A 20,718-nucleotide genomic window follows, 5' to 3' on the forward strand; every position below is an offset into this window, starting at 1 on the left:
GGGGTCCGGGTGGCGAAAACGTAAGAAATACTCGTCGAATTGATTGTTTTTTGATCATTTGGCGAGTTTAAAAGTTGCGCTAGGTGGTATGCCGGGGAAATACATGGCTACTTCAGACCATCCCTAGCGCAAGGAAAATTCTTTACCGCGCGTCTTGAGCGAGAAACATCCTACATACCAGCGCCCTCTTCTAGTACCTCACTTAAAAGGACTTATCGATGCAATCTGCCGCTGACCCGGATCTTCACGCCCTGCAAGGGGCCTGGGAACAAATCTCGCTGGAAGACAACGGTGTGCTTGACCCTGTCGATGCACACACTGCGCCAGGGGCCATCACCACGATTGCCGGCAACGGTTTTGAAGTGAGGACCACCGAGGGCAATGTTTTGCTGGCTGGCCGGTTTTTCCTGGACAGTCGCACCGAGCCCAAGAGCATTACCTGGATCGACTCCATCGGTGAGGATGCCGGCAAGGCACTGCCTGCCAGCTATCGCCTGGAAGGAGACACCTTTGTGTTTATTGCAGCCGACGAACATATGCCCAGGCCCACCGTGTTCAAGACCGGGCCTGGACAGACCATGCGTACCTTCGTGCGGCGCCATTCTTAACGTGGTGTGGTTGGACGGTCTATAGGGTGAAACCTGCCAACGCCAGTGAATCCCTTAGCCTGCCCTGTGAAGCAGCGGCATCGTCCCTGTTCAACGCGAAACTAATCGCCGGGGCCGCAGGTCATTAACGCAATGAGCCCTCAGTCGTTGAGTGCCCCCTCCCGAAGAAGCTGCCGTGGCTGATCATTCCGACTTGCGCAATACCCTGAGCCTGGACAGCCTGAACTTCTTCCTGGCGGATGTGCGTGACGGCCTTGGTCCCTACCTGGCGATTTATCTGCTGGCGGTGCACAAATGGGACCCGGCCAGCATCGGTGTGGTGATGACCCTCGCCGGCATCGCCGCCCTGCTAACCCAAGGCCCGGCGGGTGCGTTGATCGATCGCACCCGCAGCAAGCGCGCGGTAATCGCCGTGGCCGCGCTGTTGGTGACCGGCAGTTGCGTGCTGTTGCCCTTCGTCAGTTCGTTCAGCCTGGTGGCGTTGACTCAGGCTGCCAGCGCGGTCGCGGCCTCGGTATTTGCACCAGCGATCTCGGCGATTTCCTTGGGAATCACCGGCCCCCGCGCCTTCACCCGCCGTACCGGGCGTAACGAAACCTTTAACCATGCCGGCAACGCCGTGGCCGCGCTGTTGGCCGGGGGCCTGGCTTACCTGTTCGGGCCAGTGGTGGTGTTCTACCTGATGGCGTTTATGGCGCTGGCCAGTATCGTCGCGGTCAGTTGCGTGTCGGCTGGGGCCATCGATCACGAGGTCGCCCGTGGCTTCGACCCCGCCCATCACCACGATCACGAGCAGCCGTCCGGCATCAAGGTGTTGCTGAGCAATCGGCCGCTGCTGCTGTTCGCGATTTGCTGCGCCCTGTTCCACCTGGCCAATGCCGCGATGCTGCCACTGGTCAGCCAGAAGCTCTCGCAGATCAACCTGCACATGGCCACACCGCTGACCTCGGCCTGTATCGTCGCCGCGCAGGTGGTAATGGTGCCGATGGCCTGGCTGGTGGGTAGCAAGGCCGATGTATGGGGGCGCAAACCGTTGTTGATCCTGGGTTTTGTGATCCTGCCAGTACGTGGGGTGCTGTATACCTTGTCCAATGACCCCTACTGGCTGGTGGCGGTGCAAATGCTCGACGGCATTGGCGCCGGGATTTTCGGTGCGCTGTTCCCGGTTATCGTCAAAGACCTCACGCAAGGCACCGGACGCTTCAATGTGAGCCTGGGCGCGCTGTCCACGGTATTTGGCCTGGGCGCGGCGTTAAGCAACAGCCTGGCCGGTTTCGTCGTGCAACAGGCCGGCTACAACGCGGCGTTTCTGACCCTGGCGGGCGTGGCGGCTGTCGCGCTGGCGCTGTTATGGCTGGCGATGCCCGAGACTCTGGAAAAACCATCGTTCGAGCGCCATACAACTGTCGCCTGACATATGCGACAATGCGCGCCAAATTCCAACACACATCCCCCATTTTCTGCTCAGCGACCGGGTTTCGCGCCTCGATGTCGCTGTTGACGCATGCCTGGCGGCACCCGCTGCCACGCGCGCAACCCATTGACAGGTAAAGTAATTGATCTCCACAGCTAACATCACCATGCAATTCGGCGCCAAGCCGCTCTTTGAGAACGTCTCGGTCAAGTTCGGCGCCGGCAACCGTTATGGTCTGATCGGTGCCAACGGGTGCGGCAAGTCGACCTTCATGAAAATCCTCGGTGGCGATCTCGACCCGTCCGGTGGCCAGGTCATGCTGGAGCCGAACGTACGTTTGGGTAAATTGCGCCAGGACCAGTTCGCCTACGAAGAATTCACCGTGCTCGACACCGTGATCATGGGCCACGAGGAGCTGTGGAAGGTCAAGGCCGAACGCGACCGCATCTACTCGCTGCCGGAAATGAGCGAAGAAGACGGCATGGCCGTGGCCGAGCTGGAAACCGAATTCGCCGAGATGGACGGCTACACCGCCGAATCCCGCGCCGGTGAGCTACTGCTGGGCCTGGGTATTCCCCTGGAGCAGCATTTCGGCCCGATGAGCGAAGTGTCCCCTGGCTGGAAACTGCGCGTGCTGTTGGCCCAGGCATTGTTCTCCGATCCTGAAGTGCTACTGCTCGACGAACCGACCAACCACCTGGACATCAACACTATCCGCTGGCTGGAAAACATCCTGACCCAGCGCTCCAGCCTGATGATCATCATCTCTCACGACCGTCACTTCCTGAACAGCGTCTGCACCCACATGGCTGACCTGGACTACGGCGAGCTGCGCCTGTTCCCGGGCAACTACGACGAGTACATGACCGTGGCGACCCAGTCCCGCGAGCAACTGCTGTCGGACAACGCCAAGAAGAAAGCGCAGATCTCCGAACTGCAATCGTTCGTCAGCCGTTTCTCGGCGAACGCCTCGAAAGCCAAACAGGCGACTTCCCGCGCCAAGGCGATCGACAAGATCCAACTGGCCGAGGTCAAGCCTTCGAGCCGTGTGAGCCCGTTCATCCGTTTCGAACAGACCAAAAAGCTGCACCGTCAGGCAGTCATCGTCGAGCACATGGCCAAAGGTTTCGATGGCAAGCCATTGTTCAAGGACTTCAGCTTCCAGATCGAAGCCGGCGAGCGCGTGGCGATCATCGGCCCGAACGGTATCGGCAAGACCACTCTGCTGCGCACCCTGGTCAACGAACTGACGCCGGATGCCGGCAGCATCAAGTGGACCGACGCCGCAGAACTGGGTTACTACGCCCAGGACCACGCTCACGACTTCGAAGACGACGTCACGCTGTTCGACTGGATGGGTCAGTGGACCCAAGGCGAGCAGATGATCCGTGGCACCCTGGGTCGCATGCTGTTCTCCAACGATGAAATCCAGAAGTCGGTCAAAGTGATCTCCGGCGGTGAGCAAGGCCGCATGCTGTTCGGCAAGCTGATCCTGCAAAAGCCGAACGTGCTGATCATGGACGAACCGACCAACCACTTGGACATGGAATCTATCGAGGCGCTGAACCTGGCGCTGGAGAACTACCCGGGCACGCTGATTTTCGTCAGTCACGACCGTGAGTTCGTGTCGTCCCTGGCCACTCGCATCATCGAGTTGAGCGCCAACGGCGTGATCGACTTCAGCGGCACTTATGATGACTACCTGCGCAGCCAGGGTGTGGTGTTTTAAGGGGAGCGGTCTGCTGTCAGCTGCAAGCTGCAAGCTGCAAGCTGCAAGCTGCAAGATAGAGCCCCGTCCAATGTGATGGGGCTTTTTGCATTCGATGGAATACCCACATTAATCGTTAGCCTGCTTCCTTTTCCCCCAAGCCCTTGCCATGATGGACGCACCGCCCGCCCGCGAACGAGTCCCCATGCCTGCCGCCGCGCCCTCGTCCTTGTCGATCACCCTGCAGATCGTCTCCATCGTCTTCTACACCTTTATCGCGTTTATCTGCATCGGCCTGCCGATCGCGGTGATTCCAGGCTTTGTGCATGAGCAACTGGGTTTCAGCGCGGTGGTGGCCGGGGTGACCATCGGTTCGCAGTACCTGGCGACCCTGCTCAGTCGGCCCATGGCCGGGCGCATGTCGGATACCGTGGGCACCAAGCGCGCCATCGTGCTGGGGCTGGGCGGCATCCTCATCAGTGGCGTGCTGACGCTCTTGGCGACGCTGTTGGCGAGTATGCCCAACTTGAGCCTCGGGGTTCTGATCGTCGCGCGGCTGTTGCTGGGGGTGGCCCAGGGGCTGATCGGCGTGGGCACCATCAGCTGGTGCATGGGCGCAGTCGGCGCCGAACACACCGCGCGTTCGATCTCCTGGAACGGCATCGCCTCCTACGGCGCCATCGCCATCGGCGCCCCCTTGGGGGTAGTGATGGTGGCCGACTATGGCTACAACATTCTCGGCCTGGCACTGGCGGTGTTGGCGGCGTTGGGGTTGGTGCTGATCCGCAACAAACCGTCGGTGCCGGTAGTGCGGGGCGAGCGCTTGCCCTTCTGGGCGGTGTTCGGGCGCATTGCGCCGTTCGGCACCAGCTTGTGCCTGGCGTCCATCGGCTATGGCACCCTCACCACGTTTATCACCCTGTACTACCTCAATCGTGGCTGGGCCGGCGCGGCGTATTGCCTGACGGTGTTTGGGGTGTGCTTTATCCTGGCGCGGCTGGTGTTTATCTCCGCCATCAGCCGGTTTGGCGGCTTTCGCGCGGCGATTGCCTGCATGAGCATTGAGACCCTCGGGCTGACCCTGCTGTGGCTGGCGCCCAGCACCGCAGTGGCGCTGATAGGTGCTGGGCTGACCGGTTTCGGCTTGTCGCTGGTCTACCCGGCGCTGGGTGTGGAGGCGATCAAACAAGTGCCCAACAGCAGTCGCGGCGCGGGCTTGAGTGCGTATGCGGTGTTCTTCGACCTGGCCCTGGCGATTGCCGGACCGCTGATGGGTTTTGTCGCGTTGAACCTGGGTTACGGCTGGATCTTCATGTGCGCGGCACTGCTGTCGGTCGCGGCACTGGGCCTGACCGTGCTGCTCAAGCGCCGCGCTTATTGATCCGCGGTCTGTAAGCCTGCGCGGCTGGGCTCGCCGAGGGTGTGACTGAAAAAGCGCCCGGCCTCGGAAACCAGGTCGCGGTGAATGCCTTCACGGTCCACCCCATCGGCGTCGGTGCACACCGCCGGCATTGCCGCCAACTGGTCGCTGTCGCATGGCGCCATAAATACGAAGTGCCCTGCCCCGGCCAGCAGTTTGAAGTCCGGCGGTTCCGGCAGTTTGCGCGCCAGGGCCGCGGCGTTCTTGTCCACCGCGACCAGTTTGTCGCCATCGCCGCTGTAGAGCAGCACTGGCACATGCACATCCGCCAAGGTGTGGCGGCCGAACATCAGGCTCAGGGGCGCCATTAGCATCAACGCGTGAATACGTGGATCGGCCTGGGGCTGCAGATCGTCGCGATCCACCACCAGCTCACCTTTGGTGGTGCAGGCGTCGCGGTCTTCAGGGCGCTCCTGGCAATAGCGGCGCAAGCGGTCGAAATCCGGCTTAGCCCCGGCCAGAATCAGTGCGGTCTCGCCGCCCGCCGAATAACCGATCACACCGATCTGGTCGACATCCACAAACGGCGACAGCATCGGATCGCCCAGCGTGGCGGTGATCGCTTCGGAAATCTGGATCGGCCGACCATACAGGTTGCTTACGGTGCCCAGGCGGCTGTGATCTTTGTAGTTGTCGCCGGGGTGAAGCACCGCCACCACCACAAACCCTTTGCGCGCCAGGGACGTGGCCAGGTCATGCAGGGCCAGCGGTGTGCCGGTGTTGCCGTGGGACAGCATCAGCATTGGGAAACGCCCGATGGCGATTTTGGCGTCTTCGGTGGCAGCGATGTGGTACGGGCCCACTTGGGTACTGTGCTCAAGACCGGTGGAGGGGTAGAACGCGATAGCCTTCATCGGCTGCAGATCCAGCGGGTCGAGAAAACTCATGCGATGAAAGCCCACGCTCCAATGGGGGTGCGGTGCGGGGGCGGCGTGCACTGAAATCAGGCTGCCGAGCAGGGAAAGAACCATCACAGCACAAAGACGCATCATGGGGCTGTCCACCTTTGCTGCGTGAGAACCGACATCTCGATTAAAAGTCCGGAGTACTGACCCCACGCTTGCACAACCTGGGCCACATTCAAAGGACAGCGCACACACGAAAAAACTCCGTACTCCACTCGCGTTCAGGCCAGCAGAATACAGAGTTTAGGCGCCCGGTTTCGGATTGAAACCGGGGCGACGCGAAATTTACACAAGCCTTACGCGGCGGCGAACAATTGTTCGTTGATCAGTACGTTGGCGTCGCTCAGGGCCTTGCTGCGCATTTCGTCACCGTAGGCCAAGCCTTCGGCGCGCACAAATTCGATGTCAGTGATACCCAGGAAACCAAACAGCAAGGTCAAGTAGCCCTCGTGAGCCGCGCCCGATGCTTGCCCGGCATGCAGGCCGCCGGCGGTGGACACGATGATGACTTTCTTGTTGCCGCACAGGCCCTCAGGGCCCGCTTCGGTGTAGCGGAAGGTCTGACCGGCTACCGCGATGCGGTCGATCCAGGCTTTCAATTGAGTCGGAATGGTGAAGTTATACATTGGCGCGCCGATCACCAGCGCGTCGGCGGCAAGGAATTCCGCCAGGGACGAAGCGCTCAGTTCGGCCTCATGCTTTTGCGTGGCATCGCGCAGTTCGGCGGCGGTGCCCAAGGCTCCCAGGGTGGCGCCGGAGAAATGGTTGATACCTTCGCTGGCCAGGTCGCGGTAAGTCACTTGCACGCCTGGCTCAGCGGCTTGCCATGCTTTGACCACTGCGGCGCTAAGGGCGCGGGAAGCCGAGTTGTCACCGAGGATGCTGGAATCGATATGCAACAGTTTCATGGCAAAGCTCCAAAGAGGATCAGGGAATGTCGATCAGATGGTGCTAAGGCTACCCATGAAGCCAATAGTCGATAAGACAGCTTAAATGCGATAGTTTGTCCCACTGACAGGACAATAGGCCCAGCATGCAAGATCTCAACGACCTCTATTACTTCGCCAAAGTCGTCGAAGCCGGCGGCTTTGCCGCAGCCGGGCGGCAGCTGGGCATTCCCAAGTCGCGCCTGTCACGGCGCATTGCCGAGCTGGAAGAGCGCCTCGGCGCGCGCCTGCTGCAACGCACCACGCGGCAACTGACCCTCACTGCCGTGGGCGAACGCTACCTGCGCCACTGCCAGGCCATGCTGTTGGAAGCGGAGATGGCCGATGAGGCCGTGGCCAGCATGTCCAGCGAACCCCGTGGGCGTCTGCGGGTCAGTTGCCCGGTGGGGTTGGCGCAGAACATCCTGCCCGACCTGGTCGCGGGTTTTCTTGCCGCCCATCCCCAAGTGCAGCTGGAAATGACCCTGGTCAACCGCCGCGTCGACCTGGTGGCCGAAGGCATCGACGTGGCCTTGCGCGTGCGCGAGCTGGGCGATGAAGACCCGTTGCTGGTAACCAAGCGCCTGCGCGCGGCGCAGACGGTGCTGGTGGCGAGCCCGAATTTCCTGCAAGGGCGCTCGATCGCCAGCCTCGACGACCTCAAGCAACTGCCGATCCTCGGAGCACTGGAGGCCGACCGCATGGTGCATCAGCGTCTGCTCGATCCACAGGGCCATGCGCACGATCTGGTGATGGAGGCGCGCCTGGGCATCGATGACTTCATCGTGCGCAAGGCCAGCGCGATCATGGGCTTGGGCTTTACTGTATTGCCGATGATGTACTGCGAAGAGGAATTGGCCAGTGGCCGACTGGTGCAACTGCTGCCGGAGTGGTCATTGCCGGGCGGCTGGCTGCAGGCGGTATACCCGCATCGCCGTGGCGTGCTGCCGGCGATTCGCGCATGGATCGACTACCTGGAAGAAGGCTTCAAAAGCTGTGGAGATCGCCTGCTATGAGCATGACCGAAGCGCAAGTCGCACGCTTCTGCCTGGACCTGCCCGGCGCGCGGGAAGATTACAAATGGGGTGGCGTTCGGGTGTTTTCGATTGCCGGCAACAAGATGTTCGCCCTGCAGAACCTGCGCGGCGACTCGCTGGCCTTCAAGGTGGACCCGGACCTGTTTCTCGGGCATGTCGACCGCCCGGGCATTCGCCCCGCGCCGTACCTGGCGCGCGCCCACTGGGTCATCATGAATACGCCCTACCCGCTGGGCGCCGATGAGCTGCGCGGCCTGTTGCAACGTTCCCACCAATTGGTGGTGAGCAAGTTGCCCAAGCGCACGCAGATCGGGTTGAAGCTAGAGGATTGAACCCAGGGTGCCGCCCAGGAACATCTGGTCAAGCCAGAACACCTGGTGCAACAGCACGATCACCCAGAACAGCACCTGGTACGACACCTTGCGCGTCTTGTGCCGGAACACCTGCTGGGCAATCAACGCCCCCGGCCAACCGCCCGCCAGCTCGACCGCATGCAGGACGTTTTCCGGGGTGCGCCAGCTATCGGTGCGGGCCTTGCGTTTGTCGCTCCAGTACAAGAAAAACGCCACCACGCTAACCACGGCATAGGCCGCCAGCGGCAGCACGGTGTCGCCGCGATACCACAGCAAGCCCGACCCCAGCAGCGGTGCCGCGCACAACAGCACGAAAATCAGGGCCTTGAGGCGTGGATGTTGGATCGTCATGCCTTGGCGGCCACCCAGTCGATCCAGCCGAACTGCCAGGTCGCCAGGATCAACAGGCCGAAGGCGATCCGATACCAGGCAAATACTGCGTAGCTGTGGCTGGCAATGAACTTGAGCAGGCCCTTGACCGCAATCATGGCGAAAATGAACGAGGTGACGAAGCCGATGGCGAACACCGGCAGGTCCGCCGGCTGGAACAGGTCGCGGTACTTGTAGCCCGAGTACACCGCCGCGCCCACCATGGTCGGCATGGCCAGGAAGAACGAAAACTCGGTAGCGGTCTTGCGCGACAGACCAAACAACAGGCCGCCGATGATGGTCGCGCCAGAGCGCGAGGTGCCGGGAATCATCGCCAGGCACTGGGCGAAGCCCACCTTCAGTGCATCCTTCCAGGTGATCTCATCGACCGTTTCGGCATGCACTTCATGCTGGCGGCGTTCGGCCCACAGCATGATCACACCGCCCACCACCAGCGCCGCGGCCACGGTGATCGGGTTGAACAAATAGTGATGAATCGCGTCGGCAAAAATCACCCCCAGCACCACCGCCGGCAAGAAGGCAATCAACAGGTTAGCCGTAAACCGCCGCGCCTTGGGCTGGGTGGGCAAACCGGTGACCACCTGGAAAATCTTGCCGCGAAACTCCCACACCACCGCGAGAATGGCGCCCAGTTGAATAATGATATTGAACGCGTTGAAACGGTCGCCGCTGAAATCCAGCAAATCGGCCACGATGATTTGGTGCCCGGTGCTGGAGATCGGCAGGAACTCGGTGAGCCCCTCGACGACGCCCAAGATGAGTGCCTGTATGGCGGTCCAAAAATCCATGCTTCCCCCAAAGGTCATGCTTGGCGCATGCCTGGTTAGTCTTTTAATGGTTCACTGACGACGAGCGCGCTGAAGGCCCGGCGTTGACTATGGTCAATGCCGATCTGAAAAAATTCTGTGAAAAATCAGACAGTACTCAGGTTTTTCGAATTCAGGCCGAAAGCCTATCAGACAAGGCGTAAAAGTCGATCAAGCGCCCACAATTATAAAAAGCCCGGAGTGACAGGACGATGAACAGTTTGCGCAATATGTCGATCAGCCGGCGGCTCTGGCTGATCCTGATAGTCGCCGTGCTGATGCTGTTGGCTCTGGGTTTGCTGATGCTCAAGCAGATCCATGACGACCTTTACCAAGCCAAACGTCTACAAACCCAGCATGTAGTACAGACCGCCAGCGGCATTCTGACGTTTTATCACGGCCTCGAAACCACCGGTGTCATGACTCGCGAAGCCGCGCAGAAACAGGCCCTAAGCGCTGTGCGTGGGCTGCGCTACGACCATGACGACTACTTCTGGATCAACGACCTTACGCCCGTGATGGTCATGCACCCCGCCAACCCCAAGCTCGACGGCCAGAACCTCTCGGCCATCCGCGACCCCGATGGTTTCGCCATTTTCAACGAATTCGTGGTCCTGGCTAAGGCCAAAGGTGCCGGCATCGTCAACTACCGTTGGCCCAAGCCTGGCGCCGAAGCCCCGGTGGCCAAGACCTCGTATATCCAATTGTTCGAACCCTGGGGCTGGATTATCGGCTCTGGCGTGTATGTGGACGACGTCCAGGCCGAGTTCAACGGCCAGGTATGGAAAGCCTCGGTGATCGGCCTGGTGATCGCGTTGGTCATGGCCCTGCTGGTGACGTTGATTGCCCGCAGCATCGTGCAGCCGTTGCAGGCCGCGGTAAACGCCATGGGCAATATCGCCAGCGGCGAAAGCGACCTGACCCGCAGCCTCGACACCCACGGGCGCGATGAAGTCACCCTGCTGTCCCAGCACTTCAATACCTTTACTGCCAAGTTGCGCCAGGTGGTCAGCCAGTTGCAGGTGTGTGCCAACGCCCTGGGCCAGTCCTCCCAGGAACTGGGCAACAATGCCAGCCAGGCCCACGACCGCAGCCAGCAGCAGTCGCAGCAGATGGAACTGGTGGCCACCGCTATCAATGAAGTCACCTATGGCGTGCAGGACGTGGCCAAGAACGCCGAACACGCCGCCAGCGAAATGCGTGACGCCCAGGCCCAGGCGCAGCAGGGCCAGGTCAATATCGACGGCAGCCTGCAACGGATTGATCAGCTTTCCACCACCATCAGCCAGGCGGTCGACGTGATCCGTACCCTGTCCAGCGAAAGCACCCAGATCGGCGGCGTGCTGGAGGTGATCCGCTCCATCGCCGACCAGACCAACCTGCTGGCGCTCAACGCTGCGATTGAAGCCGCGCGGGCCGGCGAACAAGGTCGGGGCTTCGCCGTGGTGGCCGACGAGGTGCGCCTGCTGGCCCAGCGCACACAGAAATCCACCGCCGAAATCCAAGTGATGATCGAGCGCCTGCAAGGTCACTCCGAAGCGGCGGTCAAGGTTATCAGCGACAGCCACACCGCATCCCAAGCGACCATCGAGCAAGCCGGTCTGGCCGGCGAAAGCCTGAACGCGATCGGCCAGGCCTTGCGCAATCTCAATGGCCTCAACGCCTCGATTGCCAGCGCCACCCTGCAACAGTCCCATGTGGTGGAAGACATCAACCAGAACGTCACCCAGGCGGCCGGCCTGTCCCACAGCACCGCCTTGGCGGCGGAACAATCGAGCCTGGCCAGCACCCAGCTGCGCAGCTTGAGCGAACAATTGGAAGGCTTGCTGCGTCAGTTCAAGGTCTAGCGCTACCCCGCTGTGGGAGGGGCTGGTTCCCTTCCCGGCGGCCTCTGTGTGTTTTGTAGATTGCACACCTCTGGGTACAATCCCCGCCCTCTTCCACTCTCCCAAGGAACCACCATGTCCGGGCTTGAACTGTTCGCCGCCGCGTTGGGGGTGATCGCTGTCTGGCTGACGGTCAAGCAGAACCCCTGGTGCTGGCCCATCGGCCTGGTGATGGTGCTGCTCTACACCTGGGTGTTCTACGACGTGAAACTGTATTCCGACATGCTGCTGCAAGTGGTCTACGCCGCCCTGCAAGTGTATGGCTGGTGGCAATGGACCCGCGCCGGCGAGGTCAAGCAAGGGCGTCAGGTCACCCGCCTGGGGGTGCCGGCCATCAGTGCCAGCCTGGCGCTGGGTGCGCTCGGCAGCCTGCTGTTGGGCGCGGCGATGGCGCACTGGACCGACGCCGCGCAACCCTGGCTCGACGCCGCACTCACCGGCTTCAGCCTGGTGGCGCAGGTATGGATGGCGCAGAAACGCGTGCAGTGCTGGCCGTTGTGGATCGCCGTGGATGTGATTTTCGTCGGGCTGTTCCTCTACAAAGGCTTATACCTCACCGCCGCACTCTATGCGCTGTTCACGGTGATTGCCGTGCAAGGCTGGCGCGAGTGGCGCGCCGACCCGGCGTTGCGCACATGAAAGTGGTGGTTTTGGCCGGCCCGGAATCCAGCGGTAAAAGCTGGCTGGCGGCGCAATTACAGGCGCAGTTCGGCGGCTTGATGGTCGGCGAATACGTGCGGTATTTCATTGATCATCACCAACGCGACACCTGCCTGGGGGACATCCCGGCCATCGCCCGCGGCCAGCTGGCATGGGAAGATGCCGCCCGCGCCGAGCAGCCCGACCTGCTGATCCTCGACACCCACCTGCTGACCAACCGGCTATGGAGCCAGACCCTGTTCGGCGACTGTCCCGCCTGGCTTGAAGATGAGCTGCTGGCTCGTCACTACGACCTGCATCTGCTGCTGTCGCCCGACGATGTGGAATGGACCGCCGACGGCCAGCGCTGCCAGCCGCACTTGGCCGACCGCCAGGCGTTTTTCCGGGCGGGCCTGGACTGGCTGCAACAGCACCGACAGCCAACAGTGGTGATCGGCGGCGATTGGGAGGAACGCCGGCAAGCGGCGTTCGCGGCGGTGGGAAAATTGCTCACCCAGCCTCTGTAACCGCGAACGCGCCGACAGAGGCTGGGCGTGGATCAATAGCCCAAGGACAACCCGGTATTACGACGTGGGTCATTGGCCCCGTAGAAGCGGTTGTTACCCACCGGTTTGCCGCCCAGCGACGGCGCCCCCACCAGGATCGCGGCCAAATGGTTGGCGTCCTGCGGCCCGGCGAACTTATGGCCCCAGCTCTCCAGAATCTTCTGGGTATCCGGACTCACCGCAAAGGTTTCCAGGTTGGTGGTCTCTGGCATCCACTGCTGATGGAAACGCGGCGCGTCCACCGCTTCCTGAATGTTCATCTTGTAGTCGATCACATTAAGGATCGTCAGCAACGTCGCGGTGATGATGCGGCTGCCCCCCGGCGTGCCCACCACCATCACGGCCTTGCCGTCCTTGGTCACGATGGTGGGGCTCATGGATGACAGCGGCGCCTTGCCAGGTGCGATGGCATTGGCTTCGCCTTGCACCAGGCCGTACATGTTCGGCACACCGACCTTGACGGTGAAGTCGTCCATTTCGTCATTGAGGATGACCCCGGTCTTGCTCGCCATCACGCCGGCACCGAACCAGTCGTTGAGGGTGTAGGTCACGGATACCGCATTGCCCCACTTGTCGACGATGGAATAGTGCGTGGTGTTGTTGCCCTCATGGGGCGCCACGCCAGGTTTGATCGCCTGGGAGTCGCCGGCCTTTTGCGGCTCGATGGCCGCGCGCAGCTTGGCGGCGTAGTCCTTGTCCAGCAGGTGGTCGATAGGGTTTTGTACGAAATCCGGATCGCCCAGGTAGCTGTTGCGGTCCACGTAAGCGTGACGCATCGCTTCGATCTGGTAGTGCAGGCCTTGGGCCGAGTGATAGCCCAGATCGGCCATCGGGTAGCCTTCAAGGATGTTCATGATCTGGCAGATCACCACGCCACCGGAGCTGGGCGGCGGCGCCGAGACCACATGGTAGCCGCGATAGTCGCATTCGATGGGCGCCAGTTCGCGGGTCTTGTACTTGTCCAGGTCGGCCTGGGTGATGATGCCCTTGCCGGCCTGGCTGGAATCCACCAATGCCTTGGCAACCCAGCCTTTATAGAAGCCGTCGCTGCCCTTGGCGGAAATTTCCTTGAGGGTTTTGGCCAGGTCTTTCTGCACCAATTTCTGGCCGACCTGCAGCGGCTGGCCGTTGTGCAGGAAGATGCCGCGCATGTCCTTGTCTTTTTCGAACTCGCCGGTGGCGGTGTGCAACAGGTCGATATCGCCCTGCTCCAGGGCGAAGCCGTTTTCCGCCAGCTTGATTGCCGGAGCAATCACCTGGGCACGCTTGAGGGTCCCGTATTTGCTCAGTGCCAACTCCATGCCGGATACCGTACCGGGCACGCCGACCGCCAAATGGCCTTTGGCGCTCAGGCCTTCGACGACGTTGCCGTCCTTGTCCAGGTACATATCCGCAGTGGCGGCCAGCGGGGCTTTTTCGCGGAAATCGAGGAAGGTCTTGCGGCCGTCCGCCAACTGCACGGTCATGAAACCGCCGCCGCCCAAGTTGCCTGCCGCCGGGTACACCACCGCCAGCGCGTAGCCCACGGCTACCGCCGCGTCCACTGCGTTGCCTCCGGCTTTAAGCACGTCAACGCCTACGTGGGTGGCCAAATGCTGGGCCGTGACCACCATGCCGTTTTCCCCGGCCACCGGGGCCTGGGACGCTGCGTGCACGCCGCTGACCGTCAACACCAGGGCAGTGGCAATCAATGTGCGGCTCAAAGGTTGGTATTTCATCCATGGCTACTCGGGTTGTTGAGATGCACCAAAATAGCCCGACTCAGATCCAAGCCCCAGCGCGGTGGCGTTTTTATTACAGAACTTGTCGGTCACGGGACGAAGCCATCAATATGCCTGTATTCAGGACCTGTCAGCACCGCTACTGGCATCTGGCATTTATCCCGTTAGAATCAGCCCCCCTGCCCTTTGAGACGAGCCGCCCATGAGCTTTGATTTCGACACGATCCACTCCCGCCTCGGCACCGGTAGTACCAAGTGGAGCCGTTACCCGGCAGACGTGCTGCCGATGTGGATCGCCGACATGGACATCGCTGCGCCGCCGGCGGTGCTGCAAGCCCTGCGCGAGCGTCTCGACCAGCAGATCCTCGGCTACAGCGTGGCCGGCCCGCAGGTGCGCCAAGCCATCGTCGACGATTTGTGGGCCAAGTACGCCTGGCGTGTGCTGCCCAAAGAACTGCTGTTCCTGCCCGGCGTCGAACCTGGCTTCAATATGGCGCTGCATGCCTTTGTGCAACCCGGCCAAGCGGTGGTGCTGCAAACCCCCAACTACCGGCCGATTCGCCTGGCGCCGGGGCACTGGAACCTGCCGCGCATCGAAGTGCCGTTTGAGTTCATCAACGGTGAATACCTGACACCTCTGCCCGCCATGCATCAGGCACTGAACGGCGCCGGCGCGCTGCTGCTGAGCAACCCGCACAATCCCATCGGCAAAGTATTCCCCCGCGAAGAACTGCTGGCCGTGGCCAACGCCTGCCTGGACAACGGCGCGCTGATCATCAGCGACGAAATCCATGCCGAACTGTGCTTCGATGGCCGCCGCCATATCCCCACCGCCAGCCTCAGCCCGCAGATCGCCCAGCGCACCATCACCCTGATGTCGGCGAGCAAGGCCTACAACGTGGCGGGCCTGAAGACCTGCTTTGCGGTGATCCAGAACGCCGAGATCCGCGAGCGTTTCAACAACGCGCGCTGCGGTATGGTCGACAGCGTCAGCCCACTGGGCCTGGAGGCCACGCGTGCCGCCTACAGCCAATGCGGCGAGTGGCTCGACGCGCTGGTCAAATACCTGCAAGCCAACCGTGATTACCTGCTCAATGCCGTGCAAACCCGATTGCCCGGCGTGGTGATGCATGCGCCCCAAGGCACGTTCCTGGCCTGGCTCGATTGCACGGCCTTGGGGCTGGACGATCCGCAGCAGTTCTTTCTGGAACAGGCCAAGGTCGGCTTGAGCGCGGGGATCGAGTTCGGCGACGACAGCCAGCAATTCGTGCGCCTGAACTTCGGCTGCCCGCGGGCGATGTTGGAGGAAGGCTTGCAGCGCATGGAGCGGGCGTTGCGCGAGCGTTAACCGAGCGAGCCGGGTGCGACCCTCAGCTGAGGCGCCGACCTGGGGTGAGTGTCACCCAATAACGGGTACGGGCATGTACCTCCAACCCTAACGTCGAGGCCAGCAGGTTGAGGATGCGATCGGTGTCCTCCAACCGAAAGCTGCCGGTGACCCGCAGCGCTTCCAGGCTCGGGTCCCAGCGCAGCACGCCAGGACGGTAGCGTTCCAGTTCACGCAAAAAATCCCCCAGCGCCTGGTTCTGCGCGGTCAGTACTCCGTCGCGCCAGCCCAATTGCAGCACGTCGAACGGCACCCAGGCACCGAGCCCAGTGGCTTGCAAGGGCGCTTGCTGGCCGCCTTGCAACGTCGCCAATTGCCCGTTCAGGTCGCGTACCTGCACCGCCCCCTTGAGCACCGAGACGCGGCAACCGGCCGCCAGTTGCCGAACGCACACCTGGGCCTGGCTGACCCGCAGTTGGCCATAACGCGTGTTTACGGTGAACGCCGAGTCGCCTGGCACATCAAGGGCCAGTTCACCGTCGACCAGAGTGATTTGCCGCTGCGCCAGGTCCATGTCCACCGCCGTGGCGGTGTTGAGCTGCAGGTTGGCGCCATCGGCCAACGGCAGGCGTTTGCGTTCGCCGGTGGCGGTATGCAGGTCGGCGCGCCAGGTTTCGAGCGGCAGCTGACGGCTGATCAGCCAGGCAGTCGGCACCAGCGCCGCCACCCCCAGCGCACGCTTGAGCACCGCGCGCCGCCCCGGTTGCGGGCGATCCAGACTGGCCATCGCCAGCGCCTGGGGCAAACCGTTGAAGCGCTGGCGCAAGGTCTGGGCTTTTTGCCAGGTCTGCTCATGCTGAGGATGGCTGTCGCGCCAGCGCTGCAACGCGGCGTGATCGCGCTCGGTGGCCGCGCCGGATTCCAGCAACGCCAACCACTGCGCCGCCGCGCGCGCGACATCGCGACTCACAGGTCCACCAGCAGGCAATGCTCATACGCCTGGGCCATGTAACGCTTGACCGTGCGCTCAGACACCTCAAGCCGCTCGGCAATCTCGCGATACCCCAAGCCTTCCAGCTGGCTCCAAAGAAACGCGCGGCGCACCAGCACCGGCAAACCGTCGAGCAACTCATCCAGGGCTTGCAGGGTTTCCAGCAGCAGCCAACGCTGCTCTGGCGACGGCACGCAGGCTTCGGGCAAGGTGGCCAAGGCATTCAGATAGGCCTGTTCCAGGCTGCGACGCTGATGGAAATTCACCAGCAAGCGCTTGCCCACCGTCACCAGATAAGCACGCGGTTCCTGCATCTGCGCAATGGGCTGGGCACTGGCCAATACCCGCAGGAACGTATCCTGGCTTAAGTCCGCCGCATCCCAGGCATTGCCCAAGCGCCGCCGCAGCCAGTTTTCCAACCAACTGCGATGATCGCGATACAAGCTCGACAGCGTCAGTTCAGCGGCTTGCGTAGGGACAACAGCATCATTCATGGCAAACAACCTGCGCAGCGCGAGTGAGTCTCAAATGAGATTCATTCTATTTAATATCGCGCCGGGATACCACGATCTTTCCTACAAAACTTTCTGAAAGGCGAGCCGTAACACTGCGCGGAGAAACACAGCCGTCATTCACCGCTATTTCAAAAGCCGCGTGTGCGCAACCACTGCAAAAAGCCTTTCTTCACTGGCACCACCGGGGCTTCCTGGGTCAGCGCCTGGGCGGCGTGTACGCGGAAATCCAGCAGGGTTTTCATGGCGTCGCCAATGTCGTGGCGAGCATCCAGGCACGGCGTCAGGTATTCCTTCTCGATGCGGTACAGGGTGCAGAAGGTCTTGGCGGTGAAATCCGCCAGGGTCGCCTCGTCGGACAGGATGCCCGCCTCGCCGATTACCTCGCCAGGGCCCATGCGCCCGGCTTCGAACTTATGCCCGCCTTTGGTGAGCATCACCGAGACCACGCCGGATTCGACGATAAACAAATGATCGCTGACCTCGCCCGCCGGCAGGATCATCTCGCCGGCGCGATAGGTGCTCAGGGTCATGTTCTGGCTGAAGGTTTCCTTCTCTTCCTGGCGCAAGGTGGAGAAAATCGTCGAGCTGTCCAACAGCGCCCGGGCCCGTGAGGTCACCACCGGCGTGGCGCTCTCGGTGGCCGACAACAGACTCACCCCGGCCGCTTGCAGATGACGGAATGCCAAGTCATACAGTTGGTTGCGTACTTCGCGTTTGAGTGGCATGGCCGGCACGAACCCGCTGATCTCGTATTCCACCCCGCCACTGGCGGACGTTTTGAACGCCACGCTGGGTGCCGGCTTGGCCAGCAGCGGCCGGCAGCCCTGCATGGCGCGCTCCAACGCTTCGATCACCGTTTGCGGGCGCGCATGGGGGCTGACTTGCAGGCTGACGGCCAAACCGAACATATCCGCCGGACGCGAAAAATTGATGATCTTAGCCTTGGCCGCCAGGGAATTGGGGATCACCGCCATGCTGCCCTGGGAGGTTTGCAGGCGTGTGGCGCGCCAGTCGATATCGGTGACGCGGCCTTCGGTGCCGTCGATGGAGATCCAGTCATCCAGTTGGTAAGGCTTGGTGGTGTTGAGCACGATTCCGGAAAATACATCGCTCAAGGTGCTTTGCAGCGCCAGGCCGACAATGATCGCCACCGCGCCGGACGTGGCGAGCACGCCTTTGACTGGCAGGTCGAGCACATAGGCCATGGCGGCGATGATCGCGATCAGGAAAATCACCGCGCCCATCAAATCCTGCAACAGCCGCCCGGTATGGCCGACCCGCTGCATCATCAAGGTGCCGAGCAATACCGTGAGCGTACGCGCCGCGAACAACCACCAACCGATCTGTAACGCCGTGGCGGCCAGGTGCAGCGCGGTGTTGTCGACATAGGGCGCCAACTGCATGGGGTTCATGCCGTCGTTAAACAATACGGCGCTGAACACCGCGAAAATCAGCAGCCGCGCCGCCAACTTCCAGTTGTCCAGGTTGGGGGAGATAAGTCGCCAAACGGCGATGTCGATCAGGATCAGCGCCAAGGCGCACAGCATCGGGTGATCAGCGATAAACGAGGGCATCCAGGCGACTCCAGGGCGAATGACGGGAAGATCGCATGAAATGAGATTGTCGGAAACAAATTGTATTGGGATGGGATGGGGCTGCTATGCAGCCCAGCGCAGGGCAAGCCTGCCCACCACAAAAAGCGCGCAAAAAAACCGCATCTGTGGTGAGCGAGCCTACCTCGCGCTAGGCCGGTTCATTCACCACAAAATTTGGGGCGCTTACATCCGCCCGAATTTGCCGGATTGGAAATCAGCAAACGCTTGGTGGATCTCCTGCTCGGTATTCATCACAAACGGCCCATGCCCAACGATGGGCTCGTCAATCGGCTCGCCGCTGAGCAGCAACACCTTGGCGTCGTCGTGGGACTCCAATGTCACCTGGCGGCCATCGCGTTCGAACAGCGCCAATTGCCCTTGGCGTGCGATTTCCTGCCCATTGATCAGCAGCGTGCCGCGCAGGATCACCAGGGCGGTATTACGCCCTGCATGCAAGTCCAGGGTGACCGGTTTGCCCGGATTAAGGCGCAGATCCCACACATCAATAGGCGTAAAAGTGCGCGCCGGGCCGCTGGCACCGGCGAATTCACCGGCAATCAGGCGCAGCTGTCCGGCGTCGTTGGCCAGAGGCAGTACCGGGATATCGGCGTCGACAATTGTCTGATAACCCGCCTCGGCCATTTTGTCCTTGGCCGGCAGGTTGACCCACAGTTGCACCATCTCCAGCGCGCCGCCACGACGGGCAAAGGCTGGGGAATGGAATTCCTCATGCAGGATGCCCTTGGCCGCCGTCATCCATTGCACGTCGCCGGGGCCGATGGTGCCGCCGGCCCCGGTGGAATCACGGTGCTCGACTTCGCCGTCGTAAACGATGGTTACGGTTTCAAAACCGCGATGGGGGTGCTGGCCGACACCGCGACGCTGTTCGGTCGGCGTGAATTCGGCCGGGCCGGCGTGGTCCAGCAGCAGGAACGGGCTGATGTGTTTGCCTAGCGAGTCGTAGGAAAACAGCGTGCGCACTGGAAAACCATCCCCCACCCAATGACCGCGAGGACTGGTGTAGATGCCGATTAACTTTTTCATGATGTACCTCCAAAGTGGGTACACCATAAGGCCGGCGAGGCGTAAGCACTAGACGGCAAACCTGGCCTGGATTGTCCTATGTATAGGACAGTTCAACAGGCAGGCGCGCGCGCACCGCCAACACCGACCAGCCAAACGCTTGATATATCACCAGCGCCCACACCCCGCCCAGCGCCATCTGCGTCACGCCCCTGGACACAATGCGCGGCGGGCCCAGGCGCATGATGGTGCGTCGGGTCTAGGTGGAACTGACGACCAGCCCAGACACTTGATCAACGGCCCACCGCCCATTGGCGCCACCACGATCGCATGGAGCATGCCGATTATGGTCAGTGCCAGATTGTCGAAAGGTCCCACATAACCGCCGGATAAGCTCTACTCCCCTGCCCTGCAAACCTCTGCAAAGTCCCTCGCCTGATCACACAGTGCGAGGGATTGCAGATGGTTTGTTTCGTGAAGCTTCTTGGCCGAGAGCGGAATGGTACAACTTAGAGAGTTCCAGAGATTCTCTACGTGACGTTTACGTTCTCGCTCAGGGCCGTTTGGAAAGGCGACCTCCAAAAAGCCAGCCGAGAAGCCCCATCAACAGGGTAAGAACACCCGCCAACTCACCGACTACCCATCTCCTGTGGTGAGCGAGCTTGCCCGCGCTGGGCCGCGCAGCGGCCGGTCCGGACGTTGGGTATTTCAGGTGTGTCGGTGCTGTCTGTGTTTAGGGCTGCTACGCAGCCCAACGCAGCGCAAGCCTGCTCATACATGGACGCCCCCAGTATGCCAAGCACTCAATTCGTGAAAACACAGACGGGATAAGGTTGCAGCCATACATCCGGACTTTAAGTGAGGCGGTGCCTCTGTCCCTGATGGAAT

At 61.6% G+C, this 20,718-nt stretch carries 20 protein-coding genes and 1 pseudogene; 11 read left to right on the forward strand and 10 right to left on the reverse strand.

Going from position 1 to position 20,718, the window contains the following annotated elements; translation table 11 throughout:
• Positions 1-218: 218 nt before the first annotated feature.
• From FIV35_RS28595 to FIV35_RS28610, 4 genes are all read left to right on the forward strand, one after another.
• A complete protein-coding gene (locus FIV35_RS28595; protein ID WP_034138198.1) occupies positions 219-608 on the forward strand; it encodes a TIGR03067 domain-containing protein in 390 nt (129 codons plus the stop codon).
• 175 nt (positions 609-783) lie between these two features.
• Positions 784-2,022: an MFS transporter gene (locus FIV35_RS28600; protein ID WP_034138199.1), complete on the forward strand. Its 1,239-nt coding sequence runs from the start codon at positions 784-786 to the stop codon at positions 2,020-2,022.
• Between the two features lie 142 nt (positions 2,023-2,164).
• Entirely contained in the window at positions 2,165-3,751 is a 1,587-nt protein-coding gene (locus FIV35_RS28605; protein WP_080758731.1) for an ABC-F family ATPase, read from the forward strand.
• A gap of 184 nt (positions 3,752-3,935) precedes the next feature.
• On the forward strand, positions 3,936-5,111 hold the full coding sequence (locus FIV35_RS28610; RefSeq protein ID WP_034138200.1) for an MFS transporter: 1,176 nt from the start codon (positions 3,936-3,938) through the stop codon (positions 5,109-5,111).
• Here FIV35_RS28610 and FIV35_RS28615 read toward each other — a convergent pair.
• Together FIV35_RS28615 and FIV35_RS28620 are read right to left on the reverse strand one after the other, a co-directional pair.
• Complete coding sequence (locus tag FIV35_RS28615) at positions 5,105-6,142, reverse strand: alpha/beta hydrolase family protein (RefSeq protein ID WP_034138201.1); 1,038 nt, start codon at positions 6,140-6,142, stop codon at positions 5,105-5,107. The two genes, FIV35_RS28610 and FIV35_RS28615, sit on opposite strands and share 7 nt — an antisense overlap.
• Positions 6,143-6,351: 209 nt before the next feature.
• Positions 6,352-6,963 carry an FMN-dependent NADH-azoreductase gene (locus tag FIV35_RS28620; RefSeq protein ID WP_034097432.1) on the reverse strand — a complete coding sequence of 204 codons (612 nt, stop codon included), beginning with the start codon at positions 6,961-6,963 and terminating at the stop codon, positions 6,352-6,354.
• A 125-nt stretch (positions 6,964-7,088) separates the two neighbouring features.
• On the opposite strand from FIV35_RS28620, the gene FIV35_RS28625 reads away from it, so the two are divergent.
• Complete coding sequence (locus tag FIV35_RS28625) at positions 7,089-7,997, forward strand: LysR substrate-binding domain-containing protein (protein WP_034097431.1); 909 nt, start codon at positions 7,089-7,091, stop codon at positions 7,995-7,997.
• Positions 7,994-8,350 (forward strand): MmcQ/YjbR family DNA-binding protein, encoded by a 357-nt coding sequence (locus FIV35_RS28630; RefSeq protein WP_034138202.1) that lies wholly within the window; start codon positions 7,994-7,996, stop codon positions 8,348-8,350. The genes FIV35_RS28625 and FIV35_RS28630 overlap by 4 nt, the downstream gene beginning before the upstream one ends.
• On the opposite strand, the gene FIV35_RS28635 is transcribed toward FIV35_RS28630, so the two are convergent.
• Both FIV35_RS28635 and FIV35_RS28640 read right to left on the reverse strand, forming a co-directional pair.
• Positions 8,339-8,722 (reverse strand): DUF1294 domain-containing protein, encoded by a 384-nt coding sequence (locus FIV35_RS28635; RefSeq protein ID WP_034138203.1) that lies wholly within the window; start codon positions 8,720-8,722, stop codon positions 8,339-8,341. The genes FIV35_RS28630 and FIV35_RS28635 overlap by 12 nt on opposite strands.
• The gene (locus FIV35_RS28640) at positions 8,719-9,549 is read right to left on the reverse strand and encodes an undecaprenyl-diphosphate phosphatase (protein WP_034138204.1); all 831 of its coding nucleotides are present in this window, start codon (positions 9,547-9,549) and stop codon (positions 8,719-8,721) included. Before FIV35_RS28640 ends, FIV35_RS28635 begins: the two co-directional genes overlap by 4 nt.
• 320 nt (positions 9,550-9,869) lie before the next feature.
• Here FIV35_RS28640 and FIV35_RS30435 point away from each other — a divergent pair.
• From FIV35_RS30435 to FIV35_RS28655, 4 genes and pseudogenes are all read left to right on the forward strand, one after another.
• Positions 9,870-10,559 (forward strand): annotated as a pseudogene (locus FIV35_RS30435) (cache domain-containing protein); the annotation flags it as partial.
• A 120-nt stretch (positions 10,560-10,679) separates the two neighbouring features.
• On the forward strand, positions 10,680-11,414 hold the full coding sequence (locus tag FIV35_RS30440) for a methyl-accepting chemotaxis protein (protein WP_371264001.1): 735 nt from the start codon (positions 10,680-10,682) through the stop codon (positions 11,412-11,414).
• Positions 11,415-11,528: 114 nt separating this feature from the next.
• Entirely contained in the window at positions 11,529-12,092 is a 564-nt protein-coding gene (gene pnuC, locus FIV35_RS28650) for a nicotinamide riboside transporter PnuC (protein WP_034138206.1), read from the forward strand.
• The gene (locus FIV35_RS28655; protein WP_034138207.1) at positions 12,089-12,619 is read left to right on the forward strand and encodes an AAA family ATPase; all 531 of its coding nucleotides are present in this window, start codon (positions 12,089-12,091) and stop codon (positions 12,617-12,619) included. Before pnuC ends, FIV35_RS28655 begins: the two co-directional genes overlap by 4 nt.
• Positions 12,620-12,651: 32 nt before the next feature.
• Here FIV35_RS28655 and ggt read toward each other — a convergent pair whose 3' ends face one another.
• A complete protein-coding gene (gene ggt, locus FIV35_RS28660; protein ID WP_047882437.1) occupies positions 12,652-14,376 on the reverse strand; it encodes a gamma-glutamyltransferase in 1,725 nt (574 codons plus the stop codon).
• A 205-nt stretch (positions 14,377-14,581) separates the two neighbouring features.
• On the opposite strand from ggt, the gene FIV35_RS28665 reads away from it, so the two are divergent.
• Positions 14,582-15,727 carry a MalY/PatB family protein gene (locus FIV35_RS28665; RefSeq protein WP_034138209.1) on the forward strand — a complete coding sequence of 382 codons (1,146 nt, stop codon included), beginning with the start codon at positions 14,582-14,584 and terminating at the stop codon, positions 15,725-15,727.
• A 22-nt stretch (positions 15,728-15,749) separates the two neighbouring features.
• Here the strand turns inward: FIV35_RS28665 and FIV35_RS28670 are convergent, their stop codons facing one another.
• The 5 genes from FIV35_RS28670 to FIV35_RS29750 form a co-directional block, all read right to left on the reverse strand.
• Entirely contained in the window at positions 15,750-16,676 is a 927-nt protein-coding gene (locus FIV35_RS28670) for a FecR domain-containing protein (protein ID WP_034138210.1), read from the reverse strand.
• The gene (locus tag FIV35_RS28675; protein ID WP_034097412.1) at positions 16,673-17,191 is read right to left on the reverse strand and encodes a sigma-70 family RNA polymerase sigma factor; all 519 of its coding nucleotides are present in this window, start codon (positions 17,189-17,191) and stop codon (positions 16,673-16,675) included. Before FIV35_RS28675 ends, FIV35_RS28670 begins: the two co-directional genes overlap by 4 nt.
• A 149-nt stretch (positions 17,192-17,340) precedes the next feature.
• Complete coding sequence (locus FIV35_RS28680) at positions 17,341-18,786, reverse strand: mechanosensitive ion channel family protein (protein ID WP_034138211.1); 1,446 nt, start codon at positions 18,784-18,786, stop codon at positions 17,341-17,343.
• Between the two features lie 204 nt (positions 18,787-18,990).
• Entirely contained in the window at positions 18,991-19,851 is an 861-nt protein-coding gene (locus FIV35_RS28685; RefSeq protein ID WP_034138212.1) for a pirin family protein, read from the reverse strand.
• A 76-nt stretch (positions 19,852-19,927) separates the two neighbouring features.
• A complete protein-coding gene (locus FIV35_RS29750) occupies positions 19,928-20,074 on the reverse strand; it encodes a hypothetical protein (protein WP_156796368.1) in 147 nt (48 codons plus the stop codon).
• Positions 20,075-20,718: the final 644 nt, after the last annotated feature.

The sequence above is a fragment of the Pseudomonas rhodesiae genome, from assembly GCF_007858255.1.
Lineage (GTDB): Bacteria > Pseudomonadota > Gammaproteobacteria > Pseudomonadales > Pseudomonadaceae > Aquipseudomonas > Aquipseudomonas rhodesiae.

Bases quoted from the DNA above. Each gene is read 5' to 3' on its own strand.
- FIV35_RS28615 (WP_034138201.1), bottom strand. From the start codon at position 6,142: ATGATGCGTCTTTGTGCTGTGATGGTTCTTTCCCTGCTCGGCAGCCTG.
- FIV35_RS28685 (WP_034138212.1), bottom strand. From the start codon at position 19,851: ATGAAAAAGTTAATCGGCATCTACACCAGTCCTCGCGGTCATTGGGTG.
- FIV35_RS28610 (WP_034138200.1), top strand. From the start codon at position 3,936: ATGCCTGCCGCCGCGCCCTCGTCCTTGTCGATCACCCTGCAGATCGTC.
- FIV35_RS29750 (WP_156796368.1), bottom strand. From the start codon at position 20,074: ATGCGCCTGGGCCCGCCGCGCATTGTGTCCAGGGGCGTGACGCAGATG.
- FIV35_RS28625 (WP_034097431.1), top strand. From the start codon at position 7,089: ATGCAAGATCTCAACGACCTCTATTACTTCGCCAAAGTCGTCGAAGCC.
- pnuC (WP_034138206.1), top strand. From the start codon at position 11,529: ATGTCCGGGCTTGAACTGTTCGCCGCCGCGTTGGGGGTGATCGCTGTC.
- FIV35_RS30440 (WP_371264001.1), top strand. From the start codon at position 10,680: ATGGAACTGGTGGCCACCGCTATCAATGAAGTCACCTATGGCGTGCAG.
- FIV35_RS28635 (WP_034138203.1), bottom strand. From the start codon at position 8,722: ATGACGATCCAACATCCACGCCTCAAGGCCCTGATTTTCGTGCTGTTG.
- FIV35_RS28595 (WP_034138198.1), top strand. From the start codon at position 219: ATGCAATCTGCCGCTGACCCGGATCTTCACGCCCTGCAAGGGGCCTGG.
- FIV35_RS28655 (WP_034138207.1), top strand. From the start codon at position 12,089: ATGAAAGTGGTGGTTTTGGCCGGCCCGGAATCCAGCGGTAAAAGCTGG.
- FIV35_RS28640 (WP_034138204.1), bottom strand. From the start codon at position 9,549: ATGGATTTTTGGACCGCCATACAGGCACTCATCTTGGGCGTCGTCGAG.
- FIV35_RS28630 (WP_034138202.1), top strand. From the start codon at position 7,994: ATGAGCATGACCGAAGCGCAAGTCGCACGCTTCTGCCTGGACCTGCCC.
- FIV35_RS28675 (WP_034097412.1), bottom strand. From the start codon at position 17,191: ATGAATGATGCTGTTGTCCCTACGCAAGCCGCTGAACTGACGCTGTCG.
- FIV35_RS28620 (WP_034097432.1), bottom strand. From the start codon at position 6,963: ATGAAACTGTTGCATATCGATTCCAGCATCCTCGGTGACAACTCGGCT.
- FIV35_RS28680 (WP_034138211.1), bottom strand. From the start codon at position 18,786: ATGCCCTCGTTTATCGCTGATCACCCGATGCTGTGCGCCTTGGCGCTG.
- ggt (WP_047882437.1), bottom strand. From the start codon at position 14,376: ATGAAATACCAACCTTTGAGCCGCACATTGATTGCCACTGCCCTGGTG.
- FIV35_RS28665 (WP_034138209.1), top strand. From the start codon at position 14,582: ATGAGCTTTGATTTCGACACGATCCACTCCCGCCTCGGCACCGGTAGT.